Source organism: Paraburkholderia sp. J69-1 (genome assembly GCF_905220255.1).
GTDB lineage: Bacteria > Pseudomonadota > Gammaproteobacteria > Burkholderiales > Burkholderiaceae > Paraburkholderia.
The window spans coordinates 197,800-221,343 of record NZ_CAJMZG010000005.1; the positions used below are offsets into that span (position 1 = coordinate 197,800).

A 23,544-nucleotide genomic window follows, 5' to 3' on the forward strand; every position below is an offset into this window, starting at 1 on the left:
GTCTCACTCCATGTTTTTCTATCGTGATGCGCCCTGGTCGCACCGAATCGTGACCGAATTGCGTCCGAGTCGCGACCGAATCGCGCCTCAGGTCAGACCGAAACTGCGCAGCGTCACGTCGAGCCCCATCAATTCAACCGTCGTGGCGCCCTCGCGGATCTTCTCGCGGAACGCCTGTTCCTTCGCCTCGCGCTCCCGGCTGACCTGGACGACGCGTTCGACATCATGCTGCGGCACCACCACCACGCCGTCGATGTCGCCAACCACGATATCGCCCGGATGAATCCGCACATCCCCAATCGTGACCGGCACGTTAAGCTTGCCCGGCTGGTTTTTGCCCGTGCCCTTGATCGACAAACCGCGCGCGAACACCGGAAAACCCTGCTCGATGATCGTGCCGGCATCGCGCACCGCGCCGTGAATAACCAGCCCCGCCAACCCTCTTTGCAGCGCGAGTTCGGTGAAGACATCGCCCCACGGGCCGGCTTCGAGAAAGCCCTTTGCGTCGACCACGAGCACGTCGCCCGGTTTCACCTTCAGCATGGCGTAATGGAGCATCAGGTTGTCGCCGGGGCGCGTATCCACCGTGACGGCCGGACCGGCGACGCACATGGACGGATGAATCGGTTTGATGCCGCTATCGAGCGCGCCGTAAGCGCCCTGGGCTTCGTAAATCGTCGCGCTGCCGAGCACACGCAGGGCGGCAATGGCTTCGACCGATGTCTCTTGACTGCTCATGTTAGTTCTTTGAAATTTGATCGTGCGGCTAGTTTTAGATAAAGTCTGAGCGATATCAAACATCGTTTTTTGAGCTTTAGTTCAATAAAAATGAATCTTAGGCAAGTTCGCTATTTTTGCGCCGTGGTCGAGGCCGGCAGTGCGGCCGACGCCGCCGACGCGCTCTACGTGGCGCCTACGGCCATCAGCATGCAGTTAGCGCAGCTTGAGGCACATCTCGGCGGAGCATTGTTCGATCGCTCGCGCCGGCCGATGGAACTCACTTCGCTCGGCAAATACTTCTATCCGCGTGCAAAGGAACTGCTATCGCATTTCGGGCGGCTCGACGACGAGGCGCGCGGCATTGCCTCGGGACAACGCGGCTGGCTTGGCATCGGCTTCGTGCGTTCGGTGGCGTTTTCGGTGTTGCCGGCTGCGGTGCGGCGCTTTCGCGAGCGATGCCCGGACGTGCATCTCGATCTGGTCGAAGCGCTTTCCGAATATCAGCCCGAGCGCCTGCGGCAAGGTCGCATCGACCTAGGCATCGCACGATTTATCGGCCCGTTCGATACCAGCCCGGATCTCGAGTACACGGTGATGCTCGACGAGCCTTTCGTAGCCGTCATCCCAATCGACGATCCGTTGGCGAAACAGCGGTCAGTGACGGCAGCCGAGCTATCGCGGCTGCCCTTTATCCATTATCCGAAAGACCCGCGCAGTCAATTCGGGCAGCAGATGCTGGCAGCACTAAAGGCCGCAGGGGGCAGCCCGAATGTGGCGCACGAAGCCATCGAGATTCATACGGCGCTGGCGCTCGTGGGTGCGGGCCTAGGCGTGACGCTGGTCGGCCGCTCTACGTCGAAAAACAACCGGCGCGACGTGCGCTTTATTCCTGTCAAGGATCTCGATCTGCGCACGAAGCTCGTGATGATCACACGCACTCGCGACGATAACCCGCTGATCGCCACGTTCCGCAATTCTCTGGCAGCCACCCAGACGGGATAAAGGTCGCTATCGGCTATCGGCGTTCTACTTTCACGCGTCTGCGTGGACTGCCAATGCCGCGTAGAAATAGCGACTTTGTCCTATAGCGTCGATACAAATTCCGCCCGCACCCGTTCCTCGAATCGCCAGGGTAAACCGTAGAAACCTCCTGCTTGACACCCCAACTCACTGCGCCCGATACTTTGTCCGTACAAAGTGACATTTGAGACAGGAGCAGACAGACCATGATGCAGTCGGAGAAAGTGGGGACGCAGCGCTACCGTGCCAGCTACGGCCGTTATCTCGAGGATTTCACGGTGGGCGACATCTACGAACATCGCCCGGGCCGCACCATTACCGATGCGGACAATATCCAGTTTTCGCTGCTGACGATGAATCCGCATCCGATGCACTGCGATGCGAATCACGCGTCGAAGAGCGAATTCGGCAAACTGCTCGTGAGCAGCGGCCTCACCGTGGCAATCGTGCTCGGCATGTCAGTCAACGACGTGAGCGGCAAAGCCATCGCCAATCTCGGATGGAAGGAAATTCGCCTCACAGGCCCGGTATTTGCGGGTGATACGCTTTATGCGGAGTCCGAAGTTCTTGAAGTGCGCGAATCGAAATCGCGGCCCACGCAAGGCATCGTGACCGTTCACACGCGCGCATTCAATCAGGACGGCAAGCCCGTTCTCGACTACATTCGTTCGGCGCTGATCGCCAAACGCGGCCACGGCACCAACGAGGCCTGAGCACCTGCAGGACAAGCACACGGAACGCCGCTGCGTTCCGCTGTTTTGCCGTCACGCCGATAAACCGCCACATCATCCACAGAGCGGCCGGCGCGACGGTTCACTGCCACAGGACTGGAGACAACTGTGAGTCACAACGTTAGCTCGGGCGCCAGGCTAGACCGGCTGCCGATGTCGCGGTTTCACTGGAAGATTCTCGGGCTCATCAGCGCGGGCGCGTGCCTCGACGCCTTCGACGTCTATCTCGCCGGCGGCGTGTCCGCGGCGATGCTCAAGACGGGCTTTTCCACGCTGCAGCTCAACGCGCTGTTCGTCTCGTGCGGCTTTTTCGGGATGGTGATCGGCGCGGGCCTCTCGGGTTATCTCGGTGACCGCTTCGGCCGGCGCTCGTCGTATCAATTCAATCTCGCGCTGTTCGGCTTGATGTCATTCGCCGCTGCATTTGCGCCGAGTATTCACTGGCTGATCGGCGCGCGGTTTCTCATGGGCATCGGGCTCGGTGCGGAACTCGTGGTGGCGGCCGGAACGCTGTGCGAATTCATTCCACCAGCGTATCGCGGCCGCTGGATTTCGCTGCTGGGCCTGATTGTCAACTCGGGGCTCGTCATGGCGACCAGCGTGGGCTATGTGGTGATTCCGCATTTGGGCTGGCGCTGGATGTTCGGCATCGCGGGCATCGGCGCAGTGGTCGTGTGGGCGCTGCGTCACCGCATGCCGGAGTCGCCGCGCTGGCTCGAATCGGTCGGCCGCACCGCCGAAGCCGAGGAAACCGTGCGCGCCATCGAGCAGGAAGTCGAGCAACTCAAGGGCCCGCTGCCGCAGGTCACGCGTTCGCAGAATCTCGAAGTGCCGCGCGCCCCGCTTTCGGCGCTGTTCCGCCGCGGCATGATCGGCCGCACGTTGACGGCCGCCCTCACCGCCGTGGCCGTGAACGTGGCCGTGTACGGTTTCGTCGCGTGGCTGCCGACCTTCTTCGTGCACGAAGGTCGCGACATCGTCACCTCGCTCGGTTTCACCACGCTGATGTCGCTGGGCGCGCCGCTCGGCGCCGTGCTCGGCTACCTCACCGCCGATCGCCTCGGCCGCGCCAAGGGCGTGGTGTTCTTCAGCTTGGTCACGATCGTGCTCGGCTTCGTCTATCCGCAAATGACGGCCAACGCGGCCATCGCCGTGGTCGGCCTCACGCTGGTCAGCTGCATCTACGCCATCGTCACACTCGGTCTGTTCGGCTATGTACCCGAACTGTTTCCCACGGCGCTGCGCCTGCGCGGCACCGGCGTGGCGGGCGTGTGCGGACGGATCGCGTCGATGCTGACTTCGTACGCCGCCGTCATCCTGTTTGCGCAACTCGGCCTGTTCGGTGTGCTCGGCATGGTGGCCGGCGTGCTGGCGCTGCTCGTGATCGCCGTGCTGAAACTCGGCGTCGATGCTAACCAGTTCTCGCTCGAAGCCGTCTCGCCCGACGAAGACCCCAGCGCCGACCCGTTATCGCTCAACCATCAGGGAGCCACCCGATGAACGCTCGCAACGACATCGAGCAGCACGCACAACACGCGCAAACCATCGCGCAGCAACTGGCCGCCTTCACGACCTCGCTCGACATCGATGACGTGCCCGCCGCCGTACGCGAACGCGCGAAGCATCTGATGCTCGACAGCATCGGCCTCGCCTGCGCCACGATCGACTTGCCTTACGCCACGTCGACGCTCGCCGCGATGCAGGAACTCGGCGACGGCAGCGCCACCGTGTTCGGCCACGCGCCAAAGCTCGCGCTGCGCGACGCCATGCTGCTCAACGGCCTGTTGATTCATAGCCTCGATTTCGACGATACCCATGCACGCGGCGTGATTCATTCGACCGCCAGCGCGCTGCCCGTCGCGTTCAATCTGGCCGAGCGCGAAAACGCAAGCGGCGCCGCTCTGCTCGCGGCCTATCTCTGCGCCATGGAAGTGTCGACGCGTGTGGGCGCCGCCGCGAAAAGCGGCTTCCACAACACGGGCTTCCATCCGACCGGGCTCGTGGCGACGTTCGGCTGTGCGCTGGGCGCGGCGCGTCTGCTCGGCTTGTCGCAGAAACAGGCGCAGCACGCCCAGGGCATTGCGTTGTCGATGGCCTCGGGCAGCCTGGAGTTTCTGGAGGACGGCGCATGGACCAAGCGTCTGCATCCCGGTTGGGCCGCGGTCGCGGGCACCACGGCGGCGACGCTCGCGAAGCACGGTTATATCGGCCCGGGTGCGCCGTACGAAGGCCGCTTCGGTCTGTACTCGCTCTACATGAAAACGCCGCTGGGCGCCGACGATCTCTCGCTCGCTACGGCGGGCCTCGGCGAGACGTGGGAAATCGACGGTGTCGCGCTCAAGCCGATTCCGGCCTGCCATTTCACGCATGCCTCTTCGGATGCGGCCATCGCCCTGCATCGCGCGCACGGACTGGCGGCCAGCGAGATCGAGCGCGTGGTGGTGCGCGTGCCCGGCCCGACCATTCCTATCATCTGCGAGCCGGTGGAAAACAAGCAGAAGCCGTCGAACAGCTACGACGCGCAGTTCAGCATTCCGTACATCGTCGCGACCGGTCTGCTGCACGGCCGCTTCACGCTCGACGATCTCGACCCCGCCGCGCTCGCCGACGAAGCCGTGCGCGCCCTCGCCGCCCGCGTCACACACGAAGTCGATCCCGAGACCACTTTCCCGCAGCATTACACGGGCGAAGTGACGATCCACACGCGTGACGGGCGCACGCTCACGCACCGCGAAGCCGTGAATCGTGGCAGCGCCGACCGGCCGCTCAGCAACTACGACATCGTCGCGAAGTTCTACGACAACGCGCAGCGCAAGGTGTCACACGACGCGGCGACGCGCATCTGCGAAGCGGTGCTCTCGCTTGAGCGCCTGAGCGCTCGCGAACTTGCTCAGGTGCTGGGCGCGGCCCGCTGAATCGACACTGAATCCAATACCCGCACGCACACGTTGCGCGCACAACGAAACGACTGACCAGGAGTGACGATGGCTACGATCGACGCCGATCATCAACGGGACGCCGGCGACTACGCCGAGAACGAAACGCTGATTCTCGACATGCTGGACCGCTTTCTCAAGACGGAAGTGAAACCTTATGTGCACGACCTCGACGCGAAGGACGAATACCCGCACGAGATCGTCGAAAAGATGAAGGAGATGGGCCTGTTCGGCTGTCTCATCGGCACCGAATATGGCGGCCTCGGGCTGTCCACGTCCACCTACGCGAAGATCGTCGATCGTATTTCGGCGGTGTGGATGTCGGTGAGCGGCATCATCAATTCGCATCTGATCATGGCGATGACGATCCAGCGCAACGGCACGGAGGCGCAAAAGCGCGAGTTCCTGCCGCGCATGGCGACGGGCGAACTGCGCGGCGGCATTGGCCTGACCGAGCCGGATTGCGGCACCGACCTGCAGGCGATCCGCACGGTGGCGAAGCGCGACGGCGACCACTACATCGTGAACGGCAGCAAGACGTGGATCACCAACAGCAAGTACGGCAACCTGCTCGCGCTGCTGGTCAAGACCGACCCGGATGCGCAGCCGCGCCACAAGGGCATGAGTCTGCTGATCGTCGAAAAAGGTCCGGGCTTCGAGGTGAGCCGCCAGTTGGAAAAGCTCGGCTACAAAGGCATCGACACTTGCGAGCTCAACTTCACGAACTTCCGCGTGCCGGTTTCGCGCGTGATCGGCGGCGAAGAAGGCCTTGGCCTGAAGCAGATTCTGAGCGGGCTCGAACTGGGCCGCATCAACGTGGCGGCGCGCGGCGTGGGCGTAGCGCAGGCGGCGCTCGACGAAGCCGTGGCGTATTCGCAGCAGCGTAAGACCTTCGGCAAGCCGATCTGCGAGCACCAGGCCATCGCACTCAAGCTCGGCGAAATGGCAACACGCGTGGAAGCCGCGCGCCTGCTCACCGATTCCGCTGCGCGTGCTTACGACAAGGGCCTGCGCTGCGACATGGAAGCCGGCATGGCGAAGTATTTCGCCACCGAGGCAGCGGTGGAAAACAGCATGGAAGCCATGCGCATTCACGGTGCGTACGGTTATTCGAAGGAATACAACGTCGAGCGGCTGTATCGCGATGCGCCGCTTCTGACCATCGGCGAAGGCACCAACGAGATGCAACGCCTGATCATCGCGAAGATGCTGATTGCGAGGAACCCTGCATGAGCCTGCCCCTTTCCGGCGTACGCATCGTCGCCATCGAACAATACGGCGCGGGCCCGTTCGCCACGCAACATCTGGCCGATCTCGGCGCGGAAGTCATCAAGATCGAGAATTTCCGCGAAGGCGGCGATGTGGGCCGCGCGGTCGGGCCGCACTTCTTCGGCGAAGGCGACAGCCACTTTTTCGAGGCTTTCAACCGCAACAAGAGCAGCCTCACGCTCGATCTGAAAAAGCCCGAAGGACGCGAGGTGCTGCACGATCTCGTGCGCACCGCCGACGCGGTGTTCAACAACCTGCGCGGTGACCTGCCCGTGAAGCTCGGCCTCACCTACGAGCAGTTGAAAGAAGCCAATCCGGCCATCGTCTGCGCGCATCTTTCAGCGTATGGACGCACCGGCAGCCGCGCGTCGTGGCCTGGCTACGATTATCTGATGCAGGCGGAAGCTGGCTATCTCTCGGTAACGGGCGAACCCGACGCGCCGCCCGCGCGCTTCGGCCTGTCGATCATCGACCTGATGACGGGCACCACCGCCGCCATGGCGCTGCTCGCGGGTCTCGTGCAGGCGCGCGCGACGGGCGTGGGCCGCGACCTCGACACGAGTCTGTTCGATGTCGCGCTGCATAACCTCGCCTACGTGGGCACGTGGTATCTGAACGGCGGCACGGTGACGGGGCGCGACCGCCGCTCGGCGCATCCTTCGCTCACGCCAAGCCAGTTGTACAAGACGAAGGACGGCTGGATCTTCCTCATGTGCAACAAGGAAAAGTTCTGGGGCGTGCTGGCCGAGACGCTCGATCGTCCTTCGTGGATCACCGACGAGCGCTTCTGCAACTTCAAGGCGCGGCTCGCGAACCGCGATCTGGTCGAGCAGGAACTCGACGCGGCGCTTTCACGCGCGACCACGGTCGAATGGCTCGAACGCCTGGGCGGTCGCGTGCCCGCCGCGCCGGTCTACGATATCCAGCAGGCGCTCGACAGTCCGTTCGTGGCCGAGCGCCAGAACGTGGTCGAAGCGGAGCATCCTCGCTTTGGCAAAATTCGCGGCGTGGCGGCGCCGGTGCGCGTGGACGAGCCGCTGCCGGCGCGGGCCGCGCCCGAACTGGGTCAGGACAACGCCAGACTCTTCGCCGAACTCGGTTACGATGCTGAACGAGTCGCCGCCCTGCGCGAGAGCGGTGTCGTGCAATGACCTTGCAGGCAACGCACGACGCGGCGCGACAGGCGACTCTGTTTGTCAATCTCTCTTCGTGCGTGCAAAAGATGGTTAATGTGCTCGGTCAGCAGCCACGCTATATGCAGTTGGCGCAGACGCTCATCAACGAAATACAGGGTGGGCGCTTTCCTGTGGGTTCCACCATTCCCACCGAATTCGAACTGTGCGAGCAGTTCGGCGCGAGTCGCTCGACCGTGCGCGAAGCGGTCAAGCAACTCGTGCAACTCGGCATGGTGGTGCGTCAGGCGGGCGTGGGAACCACGGTCAAGGCCACGAGCGCGGAAGGCGGCTATCGGCAGGTCATGCAGCAACTGAACGACCTGCACCGTTATACCGCCGACACCGCGCTGCATCTGCTCGAGCAGGAGACCGTCGAGATCGACGATCCTGCGCTGCGCACGATGCTCGAAGCCAAATCCGGCGAAACCTGGCTGCGCCTGAAAGGCGTGCGCCGTTCGCCGGAAAACATCGATCCGATCTGCTACACCGAGGTGTATATCCAGCCTGCGTTCCGTTCGCTGACGGGCGTCGAGGACGCCCCGCATACGCCGATCTACGCGCTGATCGAGCGTCAGTTCGGCGAGCAGATCGCGCAGGTGCAGCAAGAAATCAAGGCGGTGGCGCTGCCCGCCGACGTCGCGCGCTTGGTCAATGCCAAGCCGCGTACGCCGGCGCTGTGGCTGTCGCGCCGCTATTTGAACCGGCGCGGCGAGATCGTCGAGGTGGCGATCAGCATTCACCCTGCCGAGCGCTTCAGCTACTCCGAAACCTTCCAGCGAGGTTGGGCCGGCGTCTGAAGCCTTTTCGAAAGGAATCTTCATGATCGCACGCAGTTATCTGTTCGTTCCCGGCGACCGGCCGGAACGCTTCTTCAAGGCGCTGGCAACCGAGGCAAGCCAAGTCGTCATCGATCTGGAGGACGCCGTCGCGCCCGACGCCAAGACCGGCGCGCGCGATCAGCTCGCGTCGTGGCTGCGCACCGGCATGGCCGACACCGAACGCGAGCGCGTGATGGTACGCGTCAACGCGTTCGGCACGCCATGGCATGCGGCCGACGTCGCGATGCTCAACGCCGCCAACCTGCGCCGCGTAATGGTGCCGAAAGCCGAAAACCCGAGCCAGCTCGCCGATATTGCCGCGCGCTGCGGCCGCAACGTGGAGCTGGTCGCGCTGGTGGAAAGCGTCGCAGGCGTAGTGGCGCTGCGGCAGATCGCGCATGCCAGCGGCGTAGTGCGGCTGGCCTTCGGCTCGTTCGATTACAGCGTCGATGCGGGCACGGAAAGCAGCGGGCGCGCGCTCGATTACGTGCGCTCGCAGTTCGTCATCGAGTCGCGTTTTGCGGGGCTGCCCGCGCCCGTCGACGGCGTCACGCTCTCGACCGACGACCCGGCAATCATCGCGGCCGACACGCTCGATGCGCGTCAGTTCGGCTTCGGCGGCAAGCTCTGCATTCACCCGAAGCAGGTCGACGCGGTCAATCGCGGCTTCGCGCCCAGCGACGCCGAGCGTGCGTGGGCCAAACGCGTGCTGGCCGCTCTTGCCGACAATCCGCGCGGCGCGATTTCGGTGGATGGCAAGCTGGTCGACAAACCCATCGTCGATCGCGCGAGACGCATTCAAGCCGCGTAATTCGGGCTGCGTAATTCAGACCGCCTGAGCGCGGCCTTATGGAGAACATGCAAGTATGAAGATTCTGGTGCCAGTGAAACGCGTGGTCGATTACAACGTGAAGGTTCGAGTGAAATCGGACGGCACGGGGGTGGATATCGCCAATGTAAAGATGTCGATGAATCCGTTCGACGAAATCGCGGTTGAAGAAGCAGTGCGCTTGAAGGAAGCGGGCGTGGCAACCGAGGTGATTGCAGTGTCGTGCGGTGTTTCGCAGGCGCAGGAAACGTTGCGCACGGCGCTGGCCATTGGCGCGGATCGGGCGATTCTGGTGGAGTCCAGTGAGGATCTTCAACCTCTGGCTGTGGCGAAGCTGTTGAAGGCTTTGGTCGATAAAGAGCAGCCCTCGCTGGTGATTCTCGGCAAGCAGGCAATCGACGACGATTCCAATCAGACCGGGCAGATGCTGGCCGCCCTGGCCGGTTTTCCGCAAGCGACCTTCGCCTCGAAGGTCGCGATTGCCGACGGCCGTGCCACGGTCGCGCGTGATGTCGATGGCGGAGCGCAAACGCTTTCGCTCAGGTTGCCCGCTGTGGTCACGACCGATCTTCGCCTGAACGAACCGCGCTACGTCACGCTGCCGAACATCATGAAGGCGAAGAAGAAGCCTCTGGAGACGATCAAGCCCGCGGATCTCGGAGTGGATGTCACGCCGCGTCTGACGACGCTCAAGCTCGCCGAGCCGCCCCGGCGCAGCGCGGGCGTGAAAGTCGCCGATGTGAAGACGCTGGTCGAGAAGCTGAAGACCGAAGCCAAGGTACTGTAAAAGGATCTGTAAAAAATGACGATTCTGGTTATTGCCGAACACGATAATGCCGCGCTCAAGCCGGCAACGTTGAACACGCTTGCCGCGGCGCAACAGCTTGGCGGCGACGTGCATGTGCTGGTCGCAGGCCACAACGCGCAAGCGGCCGCCGATGCGGCCGCGAAGATCGCGGGCGTAGCGAAGGTGCTGCTGGCCAACGCGCCACAGCTCGAACAAGGTCTCGCGGAAAACGTCGAAGCGACGGTTTTGAACATCGCGAAGAACTACTCGCACATCCTCGCGCCTTCCACGGCAGCGGGTAAAAACGTTGCGCCGCGCATTGCCGCGAGGCTCGACGTTGCGCAGATCAGCGATATCACGGCGGTCAATTCCGCCGATACGTTCGAGCGCCCGATCTACGCCGGCAACGCGATTGCAACCGTGCAGTCTCAAGATCCGGTCAAGGTCATCACCGTGCGCGCCACGGGCTTTGACCCGGTCGCAGCGGTGGGCGGCAGCGCAGCGGTGGAAAAGATCGAAGCAGCGGCTGACTCGGGCCTCTCGCAGTTCGTGAGCCGTGAAGTCACGAAGCTCGATCGCCCGGAACTCACGAGCGCGAAGATCATCGTTTCCGGCGGCCGTGGCCTCGGCAGCGGCGAAAACTACACGAAGGTTCTGGAACCGCTCGCCGACAAACTCGGCGCTGCACTGGGCGCGTCGCGCGCGGCAGTCGATGCCGGTTACGTGCCGAACGACTTCCAAGTTGGCCAGACCGGCAAGATCGTCGCGCCGCAACTGTATGTGGCAGTCGGCATCTCGGGCGCGATCCAGCATCTGGCCGGCATGAAGGATTCGAAGGTCATCGTCGCAATCAATAGGGATGACGAAGCACCAATCTTCAGCGTCGCCGATTACGGTCTTGTGGGCGATCTGTTCACGAACGTACCGGAACTCGTGAGCGCGCTGTGAGCGCCGCCGAATCCCGCGCGCAGGCTGAAGCGCAAGACGACGCACGCACCCTGCTCCACACCCGCAACATCGTGCTGCAAGGCTATCGGCGCGCGGACGGTCTTTACGATATCGAAGGCCGTTTGCGCGACACCAAGTCGTACGATCGCGAATCGCACGGCGTCAACGTGAAAGCGGGCGAGCCCATCCACGACATGCTGTTGTGCATGACGGTGGGGAGCGATCTGGTGATTCGCGAAGTGCGCGTGGAATCGTTCGTGGTCCCGTACGCGGGCTACTGCGACGTGGCCGGACAGGACTATCGCCAGCTGCACGGCCTGACGATCGCAGCCGGTTTCATGCGCGACGTGCGGCGTCTGGTGGGCGGCACGCGGGGTTGCACGCATTTGACGGAGCTGATCGGCGCGGTGGCCACGGCCGCGTTCCAGACGATGAGCATCGATCTCAACGCCAGCCACGCGCAGCGGCCGTTCCAGATCGACGGCTGCTACGCGCTCAAGGCCGACGGCGCGATCGTCAAGGCGTTTCATCCCACGTGGTACGCAGGCAAATCGGACTGACGCGCGCACGCCGCTGTCAATCGAGCGCGTCGACGCGCGAAAGCACACCGCCTAGCGTAGAACAAAATAAAACTGACACAGTTGCGACAATGAATCTGTCACAACGCGCCGGGCACGCGCCCGCTCCCGTTTCATGTCGTGGCGCAGACGTGCGTCCATGGCAAACACGTCGACGCTGCCTATGAACTTCCGGTATCGACCCTGAAGCGACCTTCGACTTTCTACTAAGCGGACGTTCGCGGTGAACTTTACGCGGAGCCTTCGTGCCTACCAGGGGACGGCAGTTACATCAATTCACGACGACTGCGCATGCATCACAGCTTGCGCACACCCCTCAGGTGTAGCTTCGCCGGTATCGACTGTCACGTTGTAAGTCATTCCGGTATGCACCTTGTTGTATTGCCATCTAGCTAATCCGACAAGCCGATCACCGCGTTCCCGACCACTCTATTGCGACGTTTCGCTGCGCCATTCACAACGTCTTGAATATGTGATCGCGCGCCATCACGTTCGCAACGGAAGAGACCATCGCTATTGACTAGCGCCGTAGTTACACGTCGATAGACATTCCCTGTTGTGTGGCGACAAGCTTCGGAGGCGGGGCACAATTACAGATACACAAATCATCGCTTAGTGCTGTCCGGCGTCCGCCGGGTCCTGGCATTGAGAGGCGCGGGCCATCGCACTGAATCTTGCCTGTAGAATTGCACGCCGGACACATCACGTCGTCGCCTTCATGTGCGACTTGCCGACCGCTAAATGACAGGGTCGTCGGCTGTGCCCGAACCTTTCCTGATACTGTCGTGTGATCGCCGTCAAGGATTAGATATCGCTTCACAGTCTGCCCCCTATAATCGAAACGTCTCGCTTCATCGATGTACGCCACGTGTGCCATACGAATGCTGCTCGGCCTACGATTTCCTCCTCGAGAACGTCGATAGCGGCAGGCCAGTGGCCTGATCGAGTTGCTTCGCCTCTGCGAGCTGATCGATGAGTTCGTCGGACGGTTGCCTTGTAGTGCCCGTAAGCCGCTGCGATGCGATAGAAGCGTGCAAAATCGTTAAAGTCTTTCGGTCCATCCTTCGTTTGCAGAAACCTTCCATACTGGAACAAGGCATCGACCTTCGGATCGAGAGCGGGCAGATGATCCGACTCGTACAAGTGAACGCGAGTTTGGCGCGAACAGCGCTCATGTCGGGTAGCGAGGGTGCCACTGTATTTTCTTCGGACGTGCAGGCACAGGCACAGGCAAGCAGAGCGAGTGAGTGAGGCAAGCAAGGATATTTTCGTCAAAAGGTCGCCACCCTGAATCAAATATCGCTTCACCCTCTTTCGAGAGGATCGCAAAGTCTCATGCTTGCTCAATGTACGCTACCAGCTCCCACGCAACCTTAGCAGTCCTCTGGCGCCTCCCCACTATGCGATCCAGAAACGCAAGCTGGCGCGCCTCGCGGACGTTGAGGGAAGGCAGAGTGTTGCCCTTGAGGAATCGTTGCTTCGAATCTCCCGTCTGTCCAACCTCAAGCTTCGCTTGCCAGACACCATCTTCTGGACAGGCTTCGCGAGGGTACCAAGCGGAACACGTGCCCCGATGTTTGAGGATTCGTCAGCCTGCGATGTCTTGTCCGTAAATCCAGATAGGGGCAGGCCCGTAGCCGGATCGAGCTGCTTCGCTTTTGCCAATCCATCAATGAGTTCGTCGGACGGTTTTTGCGGCGGTATCGCAGCATCCTGATGTTTCTGCCATTCGAACGTGCCATCCCACGCCGGTAGCTTTGCAGGCGGTAGCGGCACGATCTCGTCGATGTCAGGAACCTTTGGATTTAGCCCATCGTTCGCGCGGAGGAACTCCTGAATCGCGCGGTATCGTGCCGAACGCTCCGGGTCGTCGTTCAATCTAAGATAGTACAAACTGTCAGATGGAGGTGGAGCCTTAAACCCATTACTCAAATATGAGGCAGAGGTAAGATCGCCCGCCTCTACGCCTTTTTGAAACACCTTAAGAGCATCGGAGTAATCCGACTGATTCTGCAAAAAAATCCCCAACATATTTGCGGCATCGCCATAACCCTGATCAGCGGCGCACTGACGCATCTGTCGAGCGATATCGGGAGCCTTATCGTGTGGTGCAAGCTGTTCAGCGACATAGGCCTGTGCTTCGGGACTTCCTAGGTCAGCCGCCTTGCGGAAATAACGTAACGCCATTTCCTCGTCCTGCTTCAGGCCATAGCCTGTTTCGAGGTAGTGGCCGATGTCATAGTACCCACCGGGAATCTCCTCCCTGACCAGTTGTGCAGCAAGCGCAATTGCTTCTTTCGGCCCGTCGGGAGAGTTTGCAAGCCCCTGAGAAATCAGCACCTGCGCATTGTGATTGGCCTTGTAGTGCCCATAAGCCGCTGCTATACGGTAGTAACGTGCAATGTCATTGAAGTCCTTCGGGCCATCCTTCTTTTGCAGATATCGTCCATACTGGAACAAAGCATCCGCCTTCGGATCAAGAGCGGGCAGATGATCGGACTCATGGATGCAGGTGAACGCGAGATTGGCGCGAACAGCGCTCATGTCGGGTAGCGAGGATGCCACGGTGTTTTCCTTGGACGTGCAGGCACATACGAGCAGGGCGAGAGCAACGAGCGAATATGTTTTCTTCATTAGTCAGTCCGAGTAACTACGGACATTGGACGTGCGCGTAAAGCCGACGAGCGAGGCATAGGGCTGTTGCGTGCCTCCCTGCTGCCGGACCGTGTTCTGCTTGACGATGTCTGTCCACGAATCAATTGCATCCCCTGGCTTATCCTGGGTGCCTATATTGTTCGTATGGAGACTCCACAACTGGTGACGCAGCGTCTTCGTCACCTGACTGTTCTCGTGACAGATATTCAGTTCGCTATCGGCTTCCATGCTTCGCGTGTTGATATTCGCAGAACCCAAGGTCATGAATGCGTCATCGATTGTCATCAACTTTGCGTGCACGTAGACTGGGACCCACTTGCCCGCAGGAGAGTCCGGTGCGACGAGCGTACAGATCTGTACTTTCAATCCAGGGTAGTCCCGATTCATGGGCTCTTGCGGTGCACTTTTCATCTGCGATTCTATCTGAGACCTTTGCTGCTTCAGTTGCGCAACCTTCTGCTGCGCATCCGCAACACGCTGTTGGGTCGCAGCCGAATCAACCATACCTTGCATCTGTAGCGCGCCGAGCAGATTGTTATTGGCATCCTGCTGGTGGTACGCGACATCCACTAACTGCTTCTTCAGTTTATGCATTTAACATATTCAATCCGTATTCCAACGTGCTATCACAATCCCTTCGGACGCCAAGAGCCTTTAGCGCCGGCAATTATGTCCGTAACGACGATCCTGTTCGCGTCGAGCACGTGACGCTCGACACCAGTTGGTTTGCCGTGGGGTCAGTCCACTCTCATGCTTCCGAAGTGCATGGCAGCGCAATAAATCGGGACCCTCAGGGTGCAGGATGAGCATGCTGGAGGCGCGCGCGGGCCTCCGCGGCGCGGATCAACGTCTAAACGTTGCCATTCGGTCTGGGCAAGACTGCGGGCGGAAACGACAATACCTTGTCCAGATTAGGAAGTTTCAGTCGACCGCCGTACCCTTCGACCGTCAACATCCGTTAAGCGATCGCGAACCTGCCTCGGAACAGTTGGTTTCGTGCTCGGATGCGCACCAGTCGTAGACCGCATTAAAAGCGTCACCGTTGCGGCATGAAATTTGTCACAACGCGGCTGACGGCCGGCATGTGCTGACGGGTTCCTGTTTGGAAGCGGCCGCGGCACGTCGTTCGCTAACGTCCGCGAACTTCCGGTGCCGACCCGTTGCCGTCATTCGCGTGGCGATTTGTAAATGACCGCTTTGAGGTTCTTTACCGCCGCTCGTGTGTGCGAAAGGTGATCAGCGTTGTTCGACCTTGAGGCCACGTGCCGTCAGGCTACGCTGAACTTGTGTCAAGATTTTCAATACTCGGTCGCGGCTGTCGTGAATATGTGCGGTGACGACGACCGTCAGTGACTCAGGCGATTGAAGTGCGATGCTGGAAGGCGGATACCGGTGATGAATGTGAGCAGGTCTGCATCCATTCACGGATTAACGGAGACGGACTTGCGCGCGCCTGTGCAGTTTCGGATCTTCATTGCTTGGCGTTCCAATCCACAACAGTGTTGCCTCGGTTTGAGCGGTGTTCTGCAAGATGTGTGGTGTTTTTGTCTTATATTGGATGAAATCATCTGCACCCAGATGAAACTTCTCACCATCCAGGGTGAGTGTAATTTCTCCTTCCAGAACGTAAATCAGTTGTTCAGCCGATGTCGCTACCCGATCGACACAGCGCTCTCCTGACGGTGTCCGGATCAAAACTGCTTCCATCTGACAGTTTCCATCAGTTCCCGTTAAATGCGAGAAGCAGCTTGCGGATTCTGGATTGCCGAGAAATGCTCGCGATACAGCATGCGAAATTGAAAGAGCATTGACCGACTGGGTAAAGAAATAATCTAACGTAACGCCGCAGGCAGTCGCTATGTTGTTAAGCGATGACAGCGATGGCGAGGCATGTCCACGTTCGACTTGGGATATGTATCCCTTCGAGAGTCCTGAAGCAGTTGCCAGGTCTTGAATAGTCTTGTTAAGACGCTTACGGAGGGTTCGAATCTTGCACCCGAGGCGAACGTTGTCAGGTGCTGTGGGTCTTTTCTTGGGCATGATTGGGAAGGGGATTCATCCGACATGGATAGGTCACGCCGGGTTGCCCGATTCTCCGTCGACTCGATCGCGAGCTTTCCATTTGAGCGCTATTTAGTTACGGTCAGCCGATGGCTCGCTATGACGCTTAGGAGCAGGTCGCGCGCCCAAAGGGTGGGCACTCAGTGAGCGTTCGTCCAGGTCTAGAAACAATTGTCCATGGCCCGGACATTGGCGGATTTATAGCGGGGGACGTTTTAGAGCGACCCAGCGCTGAACAGACGGTCTCTGCCATTGTTGCGTCGCATATTCGACTAGTCTTTCTGGTACAGAGTCACCGTTCAGAACAAGCCGGTTTAGCATGAGGGCAAGATCAACGTCCGCGATACACCATTCGCCAAACAGGTTTGGTGAATGCCCATCAAGCAGCGCTGAAGCAGCTGAAAACAATTTTCCTGCAGCCATACTGGCTGCTTCCGATAAGGATGCAGTGTGCGCGCCGTAGAACACCACGTTGGTGGAGCGTTCCTGACGAATAGGCATAAGGTCGCTTCTCAGCCAAGCCTGAATTTGACGTGCCCGGGCACGTCCGATCGCATCCTTTGGATACAACGGCGAACCTGAAAACACTTCCTCAATGTACTCAGTTATTGCCGATGATTCCGACAGGGAGAAATCGTTGTGAACCAGCGTAGGCACGCGCTGAGTTAGTGAACGTGCAGCGAAATCGACCTCGCGATTCCCATTGTTGTCCAGATCGATGGTTACAAGTTCAAATGGCAAGCCCTTTTCGTGAAGAGCGACGAAAACCGACATTGCGTATGGACTTGTGAATTGGGCGTCGGCATAGAGGCGAAGATTCAATGCTGGCAAATTAGACTCGTGGTAACTCATGTATTGAAACCGATTGTGCGGTAACGACTGGGACATTGACGTCGCGTCTGACTGCTATCGCAGGACGAGAAATCAAACCAATGCGAGGGCTGGTAAGCCATATTGTGGAGGTCAGGCACTCTGATAAGCTAGCTCACAGTTCAACAGCGAGGTGTGAATTTGAAACACATCCCCAAAGCGCGGCCACCGCTTGCCAATCTGGAAACTGTCTGTCTGGTAGCCCACGCGGGATCTTTCAGTGCGGCTGCGGCCGCTACTGGCATTACACATGGCGCGATTAGTCGTCGGGTTGCTGCTGTCGAAAACTGGCTCGGGGTCCCGATTTTCGAGCGACACGGGCGCGGGGTCATGCTTACCATGGATGGACAGCGCTTCGTAGGACAGGTAGAGCATGCTTTCGATATCATCGACGGCGCTGCCGATCAATGGCGTACGCGCACAGGCGCAAGATTGGTGCGATTGAGTGTCGGCTCGTCATTCGCTCAGCTCGCGCTCTTTGACCGACTCGCCAGCCTCGAAGCGAGCCCATCTCCGCTCAAGATCCAACTTGATGTCAGCGCGCGTAATGCCGACATTGCCGGTGGCGAGGCGGATGTAGCGATCCGTTATGGTCGCGGACATTGGCCAGGGCTTCTCGCTGAATTGCTCCTACCGGAAACCCTCTGCCCGGTGGCTCACCCGAATATCGCTGCAAAATTGAAAGGGGATGCCCCCGAGCGGATGCTGGCTTACCCACTTTTGCATGACTCGGACCTGACGGGATGGCGCGCCTGGTTTGAGGATAGTGGCATTTCACTCAAGGGACGCGCGCACGATCGCCGATTCGAAGATTACACGCTGGTACTGTCCGCAGCCGAATCAGGGTTGGGAATCGCGTTGGCCCGCCTGCCCCTGGCGACAGCCTGGCTCAAACAGAGCAAGCTCGTTCTGTTGGGCCGGCGTGTGGTCGCCAGCCCCCTGGCCAATTACATGGTCACGGCGAAACAGGAACGACGGCCAGAGGTACTTGATTTGATTCAACGCTTGAGAGACAGCATTGGAGGAGGCGTGCAACAGTTACAGCGCAGTCGCCGGACGTGATGCCCGGACGCTGCTTTCCATCATCCTGAGGCACTTTTGTCTCTCCACACGTTTGTCGGACCAATCTCTTCGACCGTCTGCGACCCACAGGAGACATTCGACGTTGCCAGGAGCGGCCATTCAAGCACGCAGCGACACCGATCGCATGAAAGCGACGACAGGTCCGAACTATTGGAAGACTATCGGCGCATCGCTTTCGATGCTAACTTTTGCCAATCCGACGCTGGTCGAAGGTGGCTACCCCGCAACACTTTGCCCAGTTTTGATCAAACACTCAGACTGCGACGGTCAATGGACACCAGAGGAGGCGTCTCTTCTCCTGCGTGAGTTCGATCTGATCCAGACCGCGTTTTCCAATGCTCCACCGATGGCATTCAATGTCGATTGGAAAAAGCGCGTGGCGAAGGAGACCGGCATAGACCCAGATAGTTTTCCCGAACGACCGATTTTTTATGCGAATTCACTAGCGTTTCGAGCGATTCATGGAACACACACGTTGTCGGCACACGAATGATAAGTTGCGTCTTGCTTTGGACTGCCTTAAATACAAGGAGCCGTATCTGGTATGTCGCTCGCAGCACTGAAACGTTTTTGACCAGGTACATTCGGTTGAATTTTTCAGCGTCAGGCATTGCGCCGCGAGCAACCTGCCAGTTTGTATACCTTATCTTGAGTTTGACGTTGGTCTCCAAAAAGTAGATTCTCAGCGATATCTGACCCGAATTGTCAACGAACAGCCTAACGATGTCGAGTGACCGAAAATGGCCGGCTAGCGCCTGACGCATCGCCCGAGACCCGTCATTCACGGCGGCATGCACACGGCGAGACTGCCGCGAACCGCGGACCTGTCGCTAACCGGTGTTAGCGATATAGCTGCGTTTTCAACGAAACTGCGCTCGCGCCGATCGAGCTGCGGGAATTCCGGTAGCCGCTACTGCGATGCGAAGTGAATGATTTAATGCGGATTGAGCCGAAGTGCCGCTTTTATTGCGTCCTACGCCTGGGGCCCGGCGCCATGCGTGCGCGGAGCCTCCCAACAGTGGCTGCCGCGCCTCGACCTTTGAAAATCCGCTTCAGCTTAACGAAGCGACACACCCTCAATCTCGATCACCCGCTTCTCGCGGATCGACTTCTCGGCGGCCAGACCAATCACCACCGCCTTCAACCCATCCTCCACCGTCACCTTGACCGGCGTGCCTTCGCGCACCGCCTGCTGGAATCCCAAGTGTTCGAAGTAAGTCGAGCCATGATGCGCGCCCAGGCTCAGCAGCTTTTCATCGACTTCAACGGTACGACGCACAGGCCCTTTAGGATCGCGCGGGCTCACCACCACCTCGGCCTGGCGCTCGCCGCGTCCGGGCCAATGCTTGCCCGCGCCCGGCACGAAACACTCCACCTTGCCCTTGTCGCCCACCGCCGAAAACTCTTCCTGCCATTCCGCGCCATCCGCGAACATGCACAGATCGAGCGAGGCCCGCTTGCCGCTTTTGAATTCGACGATCACATACGCGTTGTCGATCATATCGGGCACCTGGCCGTCGTAACGCTCGTCGCGATGATTGACATCGGCCGCGCCCGAAGCGAATACGCGCACCGCTTCATCGTCCACGATCAAGCGCATCAGATCGAAAAAGTGGCAGCACTTTTCAACCAGCGTGCCGCCGGTGCGTGCCGAGAATCGATTCCAGTCGCCCACCTTCGAAAGGAAAGGATGCCGATGCTCGCGAATCGAAAACATCTTCAGCGCGCCAATGCGATCGGCGGCAATCTCGTCGATCATCGCGGTAAGCGGCGGCATGTATCGATACTCCATCCCCACCCATAGCGGCGCCTTGTGCGCCTGGGCGGCTTCCGCCAGTTGCCGGCAGTCTTCGATCGTGGTGCAAAGCGGCTTTTCGATCAGCGTGGGATACGCCGTCGCCGCGCTGAACACATCTTCGAGAACCGCGCGATGCGTGTCGTTCGGAGTGGCAACGACCAGCACATCGCACGTCCGGCTTGCGAGCAGATCGCGATGATCCGCAAACACGCTCACTTCGCGCCCCAAGGTCTTGATGGCCGATGCCACCGATTCCGTGTGAGGATCGGCGATGGCTGTGACAAGCGCATCCGGCAACAGCGCGATATTGCGAATGTGCTCTTGTCCCATCATGCCGGCACCGATAATGCCGTATCTCAAAGGCTCAGTCATGGAATCTCCTTAAGGCGAAGGTGGCGTTAGAAGGAAGTACGCAGGCCCACGGTGACGGCCCACGGGTCGAAGCCCGGCGTCACAGTGGAGTAAGCGGAATTGAGTAGCGCGAAGCCCTGATTCGAATGGCTGTTATTCGTAATCATCGAGGCATAGCCATAAAGCTGGGTGCGTTTCGAGAGGAAATACACATAGCCCGCGTTATAGGCCATCGCCCGCGCATTGGCGTTTTCGATTCGGCGCGCGACGCCCAGTTCGATATCGCCCGGCCCGGCCGGAATTTTCGCGTTGACGAGAAACGCCGATGCAAACCAGTTGGCCGCGTCGGTGCGTTTCGAATAGATGTAATTAGCGCCGATGAAATTGCCGCTATAGGCATAGGTCGCGGCGAACACCTGCGTGAGTTGCGAAGACGGCGTGAGCGTGGTCGTATTGGCGTAATACTGATAGCGGTTCACACCATAGCCGAGCATCATGCCGAAACGCTGGTACATCACATTCATGCCGATATTGCGGCCATCGGCGGTCTGACCGGATGCATTCTGCGCACCGAACGAATAGCCAATTTCGCCGGAAAGGCCATTGAAATTGGGCGTGCGATAGCGCACGGCGTTGGGATAAAAGCCGCCGGTGCCCGATTTCCCCAGCGTCGTCGTATGTTCCAGCGACATGATGGCCGCGGGGTTCGACAAGCCGTAAGTCGCTACGTCCGATGCGAGAAACACCCAGTAGATCGGCAGGTACATCAAGCCCGCATCGACGCTACCGTATTTCGTGCTCGACAGCCCGACTGACGCACCACGATTGAACAAGGTCGTGCCGCCGCCCACACCCGTATAGGTGTTGAAGCCTGTTTCGAGCTGGAAGTTCGCGCGATAGCCGCCGCCCAGATCCTCGCTGCCGCGGAAGCCAAAGCGCGAGGCCTGCAGATTGCCGCTTGCCGCCATCGCCGTCGGACTCACGGTGTCGTTGAACTTGCCGTATTGAACGGCCGAATCGACGATACCGTAGATCGTGACCGTCGATTGCGCCCAACCTGCCGTATTGCCCGCGGCCACCAGCGCCGCGAGTGCCGTTCCGTTTCGCAGGCACGCACGTGCCCACGCGCCCGTTGCCGGGCGCCTCTTCGCGTAAAACATCAGAAAGTCTCCAAGTTTGCTTTGGTTCTAATAGTTCTTCTAATGATGCACGCGAGCGTTAACCGCTCGTCTAACCAACCACTGACACCTGCGCCAGCCCGGCATCGACGAGCAGATTTTGGCCCGTGATGGCCGCTGCCTGAGGACTGGCGAGAAACAACACTGAATCGGCAATATGTTTAGGCTCGACGCGAAACTTCAGGCATTGCAGATCGATAAACTGCTGATCGGACGCCGCATCGCGCCACAATGCGGTCTGACGCGGTGTGACCACGGCGCCCGGCAGCACGGCATTCACGCGGATGCCGCCATCGCCCAGTTCGCGCGCGAGCGTGCGCGTAATGCCCGAAATAGCCGCTTTGGACGCCGTATAGCCGATCAGATTGGGACGCCCGCGCAGCCACGAAATCGAACCCAGATTGATAATCGAACCGCTGCCCATCGCGCGCATGCCAGGCGCGACGCGTTGCGTCGCGAAGACGTGGTGCGTGAGATTCACGGAGATCATCTCGTTCCACATGTCGACGGAAAGATCGTCGAGTGCGTGGCGCGTATCGCGGCCGGCGTTGTTCACGAGCGTATGGATCGCGCCGAGCGCCTGCGCGGCGTTGTCGAGCACCGCGCGATAGGCGTCGATGTCGCGCACGTCGCAGCGCCCGAACCACGGTTTGAAGCGGCCTTCTGCCGTCGCGCCAAGGCGCTCGCACAATGCGTGGCCTGCGGTTTCGTCGAGATCGCAGAACGCCACTTTTGCGCCCTGTTGCCAGAAGGCCTCGACAATCGCTTCGCCGATGCCCGACGCGCCACCCGATACGAACACCACTTGTCCGGCAAGCGCCGGATAGATTGCCTGGGTCGAATTCATTTTGATGTCCTTTCCAATTCTTTCGTAAGCGCCTGCACGGTGAAGCTGACGCGTGCCTCCAGCGCCGCGTTCGGCGCGAGCACATGCATCGGCGGATCATTGCCGTTTAGCGCGTTGTTCGCGTGACTCACGGGTTCAAACGCGAAGAACGGCTGCCCTGCGGGCCTGAAAAATACGACGCACGGCAGTGCATCGTTCGCGTCGATCGCAATCCGGTGATGTGGCGTTTCAATGTGCGCCGCGCCGCTCCAGCCCGTGAAGCAGTTATCCACCACCGTGCTGTCCAATGCGCCGAATCCGGGCGGATCGACACGCGCGCAAGGCAGGGAATCGCCGTCATTCGCCAGCATCGATTTCCATTCGGTGTGCAGGCGCGTCTCGCCCGCCGCGGTGTCGAGCGGAAAGAACGGATGCCAGCCCACACCGCAAGGCGTAGCGATTTTGTCGGTATTGGTGATGCGCATGCCGAGCGTCAAGGTATCGCCTTCGATCGCCAGGGTTTGCTGCGCAACGAACGCGAACGGCCAGCGTTCGTTGGGCGCATGCTCGATCTGCATCGCGATCGAGCGGCCGTCCTGCGCGATCACCCGCCATGCCTGCTGAAACCCGACACCGTGAATCGCATGCGCCATATCGGCGAGATTCTTCACGAGCGTGTACTGCGAATCGCCAAAAGCAAACGCGCCAAACGCAATGCGATTCGAAAACGGCACGAGCGGATAGCACGCCGTCTTGCGTACGTTGCGCGCGTCCAGTTCGGCAGCGGGCGTCGGCCGCAGGACATCGCGGCCGTGCCAGCGCGCATCGACAATCGCGCCGCCCAGCGCCGGCGCCACTCGCACCTGCCAGGCGTCGTTGCCAAACGCGAACAATTCGGTCGTGCCGGTCAT

The 23,544-nt window shown here is 60.1% G+C and carries 23 protein-coding genes and 3 pseudogenes; 13 read left to right on the forward strand and 13 right to left on the reverse strand.

Annotated features, from left to right (window positions below; translation table 11 throughout):
• Positions 1–87: 87 nt before the first annotated feature.
• Positions 88–738 (reverse strand): 4-carboxy-4-hydroxy-2-oxoadipate aldolase/oxaloacetate decarboxylase, encoded by a 651-nt coding sequence (locus U5A67_RS11120; protein WP_321814030.1) that lies wholly within the window; start codon positions 736–738, stop codon positions 88–90.
• A 90-nt stretch (positions 739–828) separates the two neighbouring features.
• On the opposite strand from U5A67_RS11120, the gene U5A67_RS11125 reads away from it, so the two are divergent.
• The 11 genes from U5A67_RS11125 (at position 829) to U5A67_RS11175 (ending at position 11,793) form a co-directional block, all read left to right on the forward strand.
• Positions 829–1,722 carry a LysR family transcriptional regulator gene (locus U5A67_RS11125; RefSeq protein ID WP_321814031.1) on the forward strand — a complete coding sequence of 298 codons (894 nt, stop codon included), beginning with the start codon at positions 829–831 and terminating at the stop codon, positions 1,720–1,722.
• A 227-nt stretch (positions 1,723–1,949) separates the two neighbouring features.
• Positions 1,950–2,453: a MaoC family dehydratase gene (locus U5A67_RS11130; RefSeq protein ID WP_205982261.1), complete on the forward strand. Its 504-nt coding sequence runs from the start codon at positions 1,950–1,952 to the stop codon at positions 2,451–2,453.
• A gap of 171 nt (positions 2,454–2,624) precedes the next feature.
• On the forward strand, positions 2,625–3,971 hold the full coding sequence (locus U5A67_RS11135) for an MFS transporter (protein ID WP_415767818.1): 1,347 nt from the start codon (positions 2,625–2,627) through the stop codon (positions 3,969–3,971).
• Complete coding sequence (locus U5A67_RS11140; RefSeq protein WP_321814033.1) at positions 3,968–5,386, forward strand: MmgE/PrpD family protein; 1,419 nt, start codon at positions 3,968–3,970, stop codon at positions 5,384–5,386. Before U5A67_RS11135 ends, U5A67_RS11140 begins: the two co-directional genes overlap by 4 nt.
• Positions 5,387–5,455: 69 nt before the next feature.
• Positions 5,456–6,640 carry an acyl-CoA dehydrogenase family protein gene (locus U5A67_RS11145; RefSeq protein ID WP_321814034.1) on the forward strand — a complete coding sequence of 395 codons (1,185 nt, stop codon included), beginning with the start codon at positions 5,456–5,458 and terminating at the stop codon, positions 6,638–6,640.
• Entirely contained in the window at positions 6,637–7,827 is a 1,191-nt protein-coding gene (locus U5A67_RS11150; RefSeq protein WP_321814035.1) for a CoA transferase, read from the forward strand. The genes U5A67_RS11145 and U5A67_RS11150 overlap by 4 nt, the downstream gene beginning before the upstream one ends.
• A gap of 71 nt (positions 7,828–7,898) precedes the next feature.
• Positions 7,899–8,648, forward strand: a complete 750-nt coding sequence (locus U5A67_RS11155; protein ID WP_321814215.1) for a GntR family transcriptional regulator — start codon at positions 7,899–7,901, stop codon at positions 8,646–8,648.
• Positions 8,649–8,670: 22 nt separating this feature from the next.
• Entirely contained in the window at positions 8,671–9,480 is an 810-nt protein-coding gene (locus U5A67_RS11160) for a CoA ester lyase (protein ID WP_321814036.1), read from the forward strand.
• 55 nt (positions 9,481–9,535) lie between these two features.
• Positions 9,536–10,285 carry an electron transfer flavoprotein subunit beta/FixA family protein gene (locus tag U5A67_RS11165; RefSeq protein ID WP_321814037.1) on the forward strand — a complete coding sequence of 250 codons (750 nt, stop codon included), beginning with the start codon at positions 9,536–9,538 and terminating at the stop codon, positions 10,283–10,285.
• A 15-nt stretch (positions 10,286–10,300) separates the two neighbouring features.
• Positions 10,301–11,233, forward strand: a complete 933-nt coding sequence (locus U5A67_RS11170) for an electron transfer flavoprotein subunit alpha/FixB family protein (protein WP_321814038.1) — start codon at positions 10,301–10,303, stop codon at positions 11,231–11,233.
• On the forward strand, positions 11,230–11,793 hold the full coding sequence (locus tag U5A67_RS11175) for a DUF2889 domain-containing protein (protein ID WP_321814039.1): 564 nt from the start codon (positions 11,230–11,232) through the stop codon (positions 11,791–11,793). Before U5A67_RS11170 ends, U5A67_RS11175 begins: the two co-directional genes overlap by 4 nt.
• A gap of 294 nt (positions 11,794–12,087) precedes the next feature.
• Here U5A67_RS11175 and U5A67_RS11180 read toward each other — a convergent pair.
• The 8 genes and pseudogenes from U5A67_RS11180 to yfcF all read right to left on the reverse strand — a co-directional run.
• Positions 12,088–12,222, reverse strand: a pseudogene (locus U5A67_RS11180) (phosphotransferase-like protein); the annotation flags it as partial.
• A 121-nt stretch (positions 12,223–12,343) separates the two neighbouring features.
• Positions 12,344–12,631, reverse strand: coding sequence for a PAAR domain-containing protein (locus U5A67_RS11185; RefSeq protein ID WP_321814040.1), 288 nt, complete (start codon positions 12,629–12,631; stop codon positions 12,344–12,346).
• Between the two features lie 170 nt (positions 12,632–12,801).
• Positions 12,802–12,986: pseudogene (locus tag U5A67_RS11190) on the reverse strand (sel1 repeat family protein); the annotation flags it as partial.
• 223 nt (positions 12,987–13,209) lie between these two features.
• Entirely contained in the window at positions 13,210–14,445 is a 1,236-nt protein-coding gene (locus U5A67_RS11195; protein ID WP_321814041.1) for a sel1 repeat family protein, read from the reverse strand.
• Positions 14,446–14,448: 3 nt separating this feature from the next.
• The gene (locus tag U5A67_RS11200) at positions 14,449–15,060 is read right to left on the reverse strand and encodes a phospholipase D-like domain-containing protein (protein ID WP_321814042.1); all 612 of its coding nucleotides are present in this window, start codon (positions 15,058–15,060) and stop codon (positions 14,449–14,451) included.
• Between the two features lie 834 nt (positions 15,061–15,894).
• Positions 15,895–16,173, reverse strand: coding sequence for a cupin domain-containing protein (locus U5A67_RS11205; protein WP_321814043.1), 279 nt, complete (start codon positions 16,171–16,173; stop codon positions 15,895–15,897).
• Positions 16,174–16,302: 129 nt separating this feature from the next.
• Positions 16,303–16,506: pseudogene (locus U5A67_RS40710) on the reverse strand (helix-turn-helix domain-containing protein); the annotation flags it as partial.
• A 219-nt stretch (positions 16,507–16,725) separates the two neighbouring features.
• Positions 16,726–17,379 (reverse strand): glutathione transferase, encoded by a 654-nt coding sequence (gene yfcF / locus U5A67_RS11210; RefSeq protein WP_321814044.1) that lies wholly within the window; start codon positions 17,377–17,379, stop codon positions 16,726–16,728.
• Between the two features lie 159 nt (positions 17,380–17,538).
• Between yfcF and U5A67_RS11215 the strand changes: the two genes are divergently transcribed.
• Together U5A67_RS11215 and U5A67_RS11220 are read left to right on the forward strand one after the other, a co-directional pair.
• Positions 17,539–18,459 (forward strand): LysR substrate-binding domain-containing protein, encoded by a 921-nt coding sequence (locus U5A67_RS11215; RefSeq protein ID WP_321814045.1) that lies wholly within the window; start codon positions 17,539–17,541, stop codon positions 18,457–18,459.
• A 145-nt stretch (positions 18,460–18,604) separates the two neighbouring features.
• Positions 18,605–18,973: a hypothetical protein gene (locus U5A67_RS11220; protein WP_321814046.1), complete on the forward strand. Its 369-nt coding sequence runs from the start codon at positions 18,605–18,607 to the stop codon at positions 18,971–18,973.
• Positions 18,974–19,537: 564 nt separating this feature from the next.
• On the opposite strand, the gene U5A67_RS11225 is transcribed toward U5A67_RS11220, so the two are convergent.
• The 4 genes from U5A67_RS11225 to U5A67_RS11240 all read right to left on the reverse strand — a co-directional run bounded on the left by U5A67_RS11225 (position 19,538) and on the right by U5A67_RS11240 (position 23,544).
• Positions 19,538–20,650 carry a Gfo/Idh/MocA family oxidoreductase gene (locus U5A67_RS11225; RefSeq protein WP_321814047.1) on the reverse strand — a complete coding sequence of 371 codons (1,113 nt, stop codon included), beginning with the start codon at positions 20,648–20,650 and terminating at the stop codon, positions 19,538–19,540.
• A gap of 26 nt (positions 20,651–20,676) precedes the next feature.
• On the reverse strand, positions 20,677–21,789 hold the full coding sequence (locus U5A67_RS11230; RefSeq protein ID WP_321814048.1) for a porin: 1,113 nt from the start codon (positions 21,787–21,789) through the stop codon (positions 20,677–20,679).
• A 70-nt stretch (positions 21,790–21,859) separates the two neighbouring features.
• Positions 21,860–22,654: an SDR family oxidoreductase gene (locus U5A67_RS11235; protein ID WP_321814049.1), complete on the reverse strand. Its 795-nt coding sequence runs from the start codon at positions 22,652–22,654 to the stop codon at positions 21,860–21,862.
• Positions 22,651–23,544 carry an aldose 1-epimerase gene (locus tag U5A67_RS11240; RefSeq protein ID WP_321814050.1) on the reverse strand — a complete coding sequence of 298 codons (894 nt, stop codon included), beginning with the start codon at positions 23,542–23,544 and terminating at the stop codon, positions 22,651–22,653. The genes U5A67_RS11235 and U5A67_RS11240 overlap by 4 nt, the downstream gene beginning before the upstream one ends.

Coding starts and splice junctions, on each gene's coding strand:
- U5A67_RS11120 (WP_321814030.1), bottom strand. CDS start 738: ATGAGCAGTCAAGAGACATCGGTCGAAGCCATTGCCGCCCTGCGTGTG.
- U5A67_RS11125 (WP_321814031.1), top strand. CDS start 829: ATGAATCTTAGGCAAGTTCGCTATTTTTGCGCCGTGGTCGAGGCCGGC.
- U5A67_RS11130 (WP_205982261.1), top strand. CDS start 1,950: ATGCAGTCGGAGAAAGTGGGGACGCAGCGCTACCGTGCCAGCTACGGC.
- U5A67_RS11135 (WP_415767818.1), top strand. CDS start 2,625: ATGTCGCGGTTTCACTGGAAGATTCTCGGGCTCATCAGCGCGGGCGCG.
- U5A67_RS11140 (WP_321814033.1), top strand. CDS start 3,968: ATGAACGCTCGCAACGACATCGAGCAGCACGCACAACACGCGCAAACC.
- U5A67_RS11145 (WP_321814034.1), top strand. CDS start 5,456: ATGGCTACGATCGACGCCGATCATCAACGGGACGCCGGCGACTACGCC.
- U5A67_RS11150 (WP_321814035.1), top strand. CDS start 6,637: ATGAGCCTGCCCCTTTCCGGCGTACGCATCGTCGCCATCGAACAATAC.
- U5A67_RS11155 (WP_321814215.1), top strand. CDS start 7,899: ATGGTTAATGTGCTCGGTCAGCAGCCACGCTATATGCAGTTGGCGCAG.
- U5A67_RS11160 (WP_321814036.1), top strand. CDS start 8,671: ATGATCGCACGCAGTTATCTGTTCGTTCCCGGCGACCGGCCGGAACGC.
- U5A67_RS11165 (WP_321814037.1), top strand. CDS start 9,536: ATGAAGATTCTGGTGCCAGTGAAACGCGTGGTCGATTACAACGTGAAG.
- U5A67_RS11170 (WP_321814038.1), top strand. CDS start 10,301: ATGACGATTCTGGTTATTGCCGAACACGATAATGCCGCGCTCAAGCCG.
- U5A67_RS11195 (WP_321814041.1), bottom strand. CDS start 14,445: ATGAAGAAAACATATTCGCTCGTTGCTCTCGCCCTGCTCGTATGTGCC.
- U5A67_RS11200 (WP_321814042.1), bottom strand. CDS start 15,060: ATGCATAAACTGAAGAAGCAGTTAGTGGATGTCGCGTACCACCAGCAG.
- U5A67_RS11205 (WP_321814043.1), bottom strand. CDS start 16,173: ATGGAAGCAGTTTTGATCCGGACACCGTCAGGAGAGCGCTGTGTCGAT.
- yfcF (WP_321814044.1), bottom strand. CDS start 17,379: ATGAGTTACCACGAGTCTAATTTGCCAGCATTGAATCTTCGCCTCTAT.
- U5A67_RS11220 (WP_321814046.1), top strand. CDS start 18,605: ATGAAAGCGACGACAGGTCCGAACTATTGGAAGACTATCGGCGCATCG.
- U5A67_RS11225 (WP_321814047.1), bottom strand. CDS start 20,650: ATGACTGAGCCTTTGAGATACGGCATTATCGGTGCCGGCATGATGGGA.
- U5A67_RS11230 (WP_321814048.1), bottom strand. CDS start 21,789: ATGTTTTACGCGAAGAGGCGCCCGGCAACGGGCGCGTGGGCACGTGCG.
- U5A67_RS11235 (WP_321814049.1), bottom strand. CDS start 22,654: ATGAATTCGACCCAGGCAATCTATCCGGCGCTTGCCGGACAAGTGGTG.
- U5A67_RS11240 (WP_321814050.1), bottom strand. CDS start 23,544: ATGACCGGCACGACCGAATTGTTCGCGTTTGGCAACGACGCCTGGCAG.